The sequence below is a fragment of the Nocardiopsis listeri genome, assembly GCF_020741345.1.
In the GTDB taxonomy this organism is placed as follows: Bacteria; Actinomycetota; Actinomycetes; order Streptosporangiales; family Streptosporangiaceae; genus Nocardiopsis; species Nocardiopsis listeri_A.
The window spans coordinates 1-4,789 of sequence record NZ_DYZD01000438.1 but is presented as its reverse complement, the minus strand read 5'-3'; the positions used below and the strand labels follow the sequence as shown (position 1 = coordinate 4,789).

Here is a 4,789-nt window from a genome sequence, read left to right as displayed (position 1 = left end):
CTGGCCGAAGACGACCAGGTGGGACCACTACACCCCCTCACCCTGGGCGCGGCGGTCAACCGGGCCAACACCCTGGTGGCCACCGGCGAGATCACCGAGGCGGTCGCGCTGGACGTGCGCACCCAGGAGGCCCTGCGCGAATGCTTCGGCCCGCAACACCCGCACACCGAGATCGCGTTCGCCAACTACCTCAACAGTTCCGCCCGGCACACCGGTGATCCGTTCAGCGAACGTGCCCACATCGACCTGGAGGTACCGGAGATCTGAGTACGCACGAGGCCACGGGCGAGGGCGCCCCCGAACGTCCGGGCGCCTTCTTCACCAGTTACGGCGGCCGCAGGGCCGACCGGGAGGAGGTGCTGCGTTTCCACGCCGACCTGGAGCGGGCGGTGCGACTGCACACCGACGACCACGTCACGGGTATCAGCGGCCCCCACCTGCGACAGGGCGGGAGATGGCGCGAGGAACTGCTGGAGCACTGCGCGACCGCCGCCACCATGGTGGTGCTGTTGAGCGAGACCCAACTGGACAGTGAGTGGTGCGCGCGGGAGTGGGGTGTGTTCGAGGAACGTCTGCGCCGATTCCGGCCGAACGGGGAGGTGGCCCACCCGCTGCTTCCGTTGGTGTGGACCCCGTTGAGCGGCCCGCTACCGCCCGCGGTCCGGGCACGACAGCGGCTGGACTGGGTGGAGCCGGTGGGGCACGCCGACCGAGGCGTGCTGGACCTGATGTACACCGCCCCGGACGGTTATCGGGCACTGTGCTTTCGGGTCGGTGGGTTGGTGGCCCGGGCGATGTCCACCCCCCTACCGCCCCTTCCGGTGGACGAGGCCGGGTCGGTACGACCGGCGTGGGACGCGCCCGAGCGTGTAAGGGCCCGAGCGAACGGGCGCCGCCCCGGACCCCGCACGAAGGAGTGCTTCCTGGAGGGGCTCGACCCACGGACTCCGTTGGAGTACCGGGTGGCGCACGTGTTGTCCCGTGTGCCCGTACTGGACGAGGAACACCTGTGGCGGTCCTTCCTGAGCAGGCTCGGCGAACTGCGCGGCGGCCGCGCCCAGAACCCCCTCCACTGGCCGGTCACCGAACCGACGTTCGATCGCGTGAGCCGGCTCGTGGAGCACCTCTCGCACCAACACCACCCCGAGGACACCATCGCCTGGCTCTCCCGGGCACTGCGCGAGACCACCGGGATCGACGGCGCCGCGGACGCCCTGGCGAGCCTGGCCCCCGGCCCGGAGACGGAGAGGAGCCTCGAACCGTGAGCACCCCCTCCCCCGATTCCGCCACCTCGATGGACCGGCGTCCCCGGATCGCCGTGGTCGGCAGCCTGGACTCCCGGCGCGAGTACGACCCGCCGCTGCGCGACCTCGACCGAGCGCGCACCGCCTGCCACGAACTGGGCCGCGCGCTGGCCCTGGCCTCCTTCGACCTGGTGGTGTTCTCCGACCGCGACCACTACGCGGAGACCGTGGTGGTGCGCGGCTACGCGGCGGCCGCCACCTTGGAGGGACGGGTGCTGGCCCACCCGGCGCGGCACCAGGAGTACGCTCCGGAGCTGCCCGAGGGGGCGTCGGTGCGGATCACGACGATGCGCGACACCGGAGAGGAGTGGGAGGTCCCCTTCTACCGAACCCTGTTGGCGACGGACGGGGTGGTCCTGGTCGGAGGCGGACGGACGACCCGGGTGGCGGGGATCCTGGCGTTGGCGCAGGGTATTCCGGTGGTTCCGCTGGCCGCTTTCGGTGGCGGTGCCCGGCAGGTGTGGGCCGACCTGCCTCGTTCGGGTCGCCATGTCACCGAGGCGGACGTGCACACGCTGGGCGAGTCCTGGTCCACCGGGTCGGCGGGGCGTGTCACCGGACTGCTGCGCGCGCAGTTGGAGCGGCGGGCCGAGAGCCGGCGGCGGGAGCGACTCTCGCGCCGGTGGGAGCGGTGGGCCGAGTCGGGCGGGCTCATGGCGGCGATCCTGCTGCTGGTGGCCGCGCTCGCCGCGATCGTGTTCGTGCCCGGTCCAGGACCTGCCGGGACCTCCACCCTGGCGCTGCTGCTCGGCGCACCTATGTGCGCGGCGGTCTCCGGGGGGTTGATCCGTGACTCGTTCGGGCTCTCCCCTTCGGCCTTGCGGGCCTGCGCGCGCGGGTTGGGCGCGGGGGCGGTGTCGGTCCTGACCTACGTGGCGGCGCAACTGCTGACCGCGCCCGAGCTGTTGGGGGATCTGGACGCGCGGCGGCTGCTGTTCTTCGTGGTGCCGATGGGGTTCGCCGCGGGTTTCACCTTCGATCTGGTCTTCGAGCGACTGCGCCGTACCGATCCGAAGGGGACCGCGTCCCCGCCACCTTGACCCGCACGGGGTCGGAGGCGACCTCGGTCAGAGCTCGAAGACCAGGCAGGTGGAGGAGGCGGTGGCGACCACCTTGTCGGCTGCGTCGCGGATCTCGCCCTCGGCGAAGGCGGCCCGGCGACCGGGTTTGGTGACCCAACCGCGGGTGTACAGCGGGGCGCCGGCGAACACCGGACGCAGGTAGCTGACCTTGATCTCCACCGAGGTGTAGCCCACGCCGGCGGGCAGGGTGCTCTGGACGGCACAGCCCACGGCCGAGTCCAGCAGGGTGCACATCATGCCGCCGTGCACCGCGCCCATGGGGTTGCAGGCGGATTCGTCGGGGGTGCCCTCGAAACGGACCTCGCCCGGGGAGACCGCGCTCAACCGGAAGTCCATGAGGTGGCCGATCGGGGCGAAGGGGATCTCTCCGCGCAGCCCCGCCTCCAGGTGTTCCAGGCCGCTGAGCCCTTCACGCCCCTCGACGGTGAGCTTGGGGTCGAACCAGGTGACGGTCTTGCTGCGGGGTTCGCCCCAGGCCTCGGGGACGCTGTCGTGAGTCTGCATGGAGGACACGTTACATGGTGAGTTTGGTTTTCAAACCATCGGCTCCGTGCGACCCTGGGGGCATGCCGCAACGACCGCCCTCCGTCACCGTCCCGGGTCGCCCCTGTCCGGCGGCCGCGACTTTGCAGATCGTCGGTGAGCGCTGGTCCCTGCTCGTGGTCCGCGAACTCCTGTTCGGGGTGCGTCGCTTCGACGCGATCGCCCGCAACACCGGCGCGCCCCGCGACCGGCTCACCGCCAGGCTGCGCTCCCTGGAGGAGACCGGCATCGTCGAACGCCGCGCCTACCAGGAGCGTCCTCCCCGGTACGAGTACCACCTGACCGAGGCCGGCCGTGACCTGGCACCGGTGGTGTTCGCCCTGTTCACCTGGGGCGGCCGGTGGCTGTTCGACGAATCACCGGTCGAGCTGCGCCATCGCGCCGCCGACGGCCACGAGCACGTCCTGCCCCTGGACTCCCCGCGACACTGCCCGACCTGCGACGAACCCCTGCGTCCCGAAGACGTCGTCCCCCGTCGGAACCTCCCCGCCGAGGCGAGCGAACAGGCCTGAACGGGCGAGCCTTCGCAAGATCCACCACGCCGGGGCCCTCGTGGAGGCGCTTTCGGCTACCGATATCCCCGAACCGCTCGACAGAACCCTCGACCACGCGTAATGTCCGACACCACCACCCACAGTGACCACTGGGGAGACCATGCCGACGCTACGCCGACGCCTGCTCGACCTGCTGGGCCGCCAGGTCAACGTGCACGACCTCGGCCCGGGGGCCGCCGTACTCGAACGCCGCGGCGACTACCGGATCACCCCGGCCGGACCGCGCACCTGGTTGGTCACCCGTGGCCAGAGCGACCACCGCCCCGTCGTTCCGCCTCAGGGCTGGACCCGAACACCCCTGGGTCCGGGCGCGGAACTGCTCGCCCGCGAGTCCATGAGCGACGCCGACGAGCTCGCGTTGCACAAGAGGGCACAGAACCACCTGGGCGCCCGACACGTGGCCTCCGTCCTGCGCCACTACCGGGTCGACTGCGTCTTCGACGTGGGCGCCAACATCGGCCAGTACGGCCGTAGTCTGCGCGAACACGGCTACCGGGGCCGGATCGTCTCCTTCGAACCGGTCCCGGACATGGCGGCGGAGCTGCGCACCGTGGCCGCCCGGGACCCCGATTGGCAGGTCCACGAGATGGCGCTGGGTCGTGAGGACGGCACCGCCGAGATCAACGTCGTGCCGGGGTCGATGAGTTCGCTGTTGGAGGCCAGCGAGTTCGGCAACACCCGGTACAAGCGCTTCCAGAGGACGCGCACCGAGACGATCGGCCTGCGCCGCCTGGACGGTCTCATGGACAAGGCACTCGCCGGGATCAAGAACCCGCGCCCCTACCTGAAGATGGACACCCAGGGGTTCGATCTGGAGGCCTACGCGGGCGCGGGCAAGCGGATCGAAGAGTTCGTGGGCCTGCAGTCCGAGGTGGCCCTGATGCAGATCTACGAGGGCATGCCCCGTATGGCCGAGGCCATCGCGGTGTACGAGGCCGACGGTTTCGAGGTGACCGGCATGTACCCGGTGACCCGCGAGGAGAGCACCGGCCGAGTACTGGAGTTCGACTGCGTCATGGTCCGCGCCCGGTCCCTCTCCCAGGACTGACGCCCTGCCCGGCCCGGGCACCGAAAGAATCCTCTCGACCGTGTCGAACGCGGCTCGGATCGTTCGACGACGAGGCGAGGACGACCCGGGGGGACAGAACATGCGCACGCCGATCATCACCGCGTTCGTGTCCGTCGACGGTGTCATGGAGGCGCCCGGGGGCGAGCCCGGGTACCGGAATTCGGGTTGGACCTCCACACGGTGGAGATGGACGAGGCCGCCTACGAGATCAAGACCCGTGAGCAGGAGGAGGCGGGG

6 protein-coding genes and 1 pseudogene are annotated in these 4,789 nt (G+C 70.8%); 6 read left to right on the top strand and 1 reads right to left on the bottom strand.

The window, feature by feature from the left end:
- The 3 genes from K8V84_RS23620 to K8V84_RS23610 form a co-directional block, all read left to right on the top strand.
- On the top strand, positions 1-267 hold a 267-nt coding region (locus K8V84_RS23620), incomplete at its 5' end, for a hypothetical protein (RefSeq protein ID WP_304078761.1).
- Positions 264-1,265: a toll/interleukin-1 receptor domain-containing protein gene (locus K8V84_RS23615; RefSeq protein ID WP_304078762.1), complete on the top strand. Its 1,002-nt coding sequence runs from the start codon at positions 264-266 to the stop codon at positions 1,263-1,265. The genes K8V84_RS23620 and K8V84_RS23615, both read left to right, overlap by 4 nt.
- The gene (locus K8V84_RS23610; protein WP_304078760.1) at positions 1,262-2,344 is read left to right on the top strand and encodes a hypothetical protein; all 1,083 of its coding nucleotides are present in this window, start codon (positions 1,262-1,264) and stop codon (positions 2,342-2,344) included. Before K8V84_RS23615 ends, K8V84_RS23610 begins: the two co-directional genes overlap by 4 nt.
- Before the next feature lie 27 nt (positions 2,345-2,371).
- On the opposite strand, the gene K8V84_RS23605 is transcribed toward K8V84_RS23610, so the two are convergent.
- A complete protein-coding gene (locus K8V84_RS23605; protein WP_304078759.1) occupies positions 2,372-2,890 on the bottom strand; it encodes a PaaI family thioesterase in 519 nt (172 codons plus the stop codon).
- Positions 2,891-2,952: 62 nt separating this feature from the next.
- Between K8V84_RS23605 and K8V84_RS23600 the strand changes: the two genes are divergently transcribed.
- From K8V84_RS23600 to K8V84_RS23590, 3 genes and pseudogenes are all read left to right on the top strand, one after another.
- Positions 2,953-3,441 carry a helix-turn-helix domain-containing protein gene (locus K8V84_RS23600; protein ID WP_304078758.1) on the top strand — a complete coding sequence of 163 codons (489 nt, stop codon included), beginning with the start codon at positions 2,953-2,955 and terminating at the stop codon, positions 3,439-3,441.
- A 142-nt stretch (positions 3,442-3,583) separates the two neighbouring features.
- Positions 3,584-4,531, top strand: a complete 948-nt coding sequence (locus K8V84_RS23595) for an FkbM family methyltransferase (protein ID WP_304078757.1) — start codon at positions 3,584-3,586, stop codon at positions 4,529-4,531.
- 100 nt (positions 4,532-4,631) lie between these two features.
- Positions 4,632-4,789, top strand: a pseudogene (locus K8V84_RS23590) (deaminase); the annotation flags it as partial.

Bases quoted from the DNA above. Each gene is read 5' to 3' on its own strand.
- K8V84_RS23605 (WP_304078759.1), bottom strand. From the start codon at position 2,890: ATGCAGACTCACGACAGCGTCCCCGAGGCCTGGGGCGAACCCCGCAGC.
- K8V84_RS23600 (WP_304078758.1), top strand. From the start codon at position 2,953: ATGCCGCAACGACCGCCCTCCGTCACCGTCCCGGGTCGCCCCTGTCCG.
- K8V84_RS23595 (WP_304078757.1), top strand. From the start codon at position 3,584: ATGCCGACGCTACGCCGACGCCTGCTCGACCTGCTGGGCCGCCAGGTC.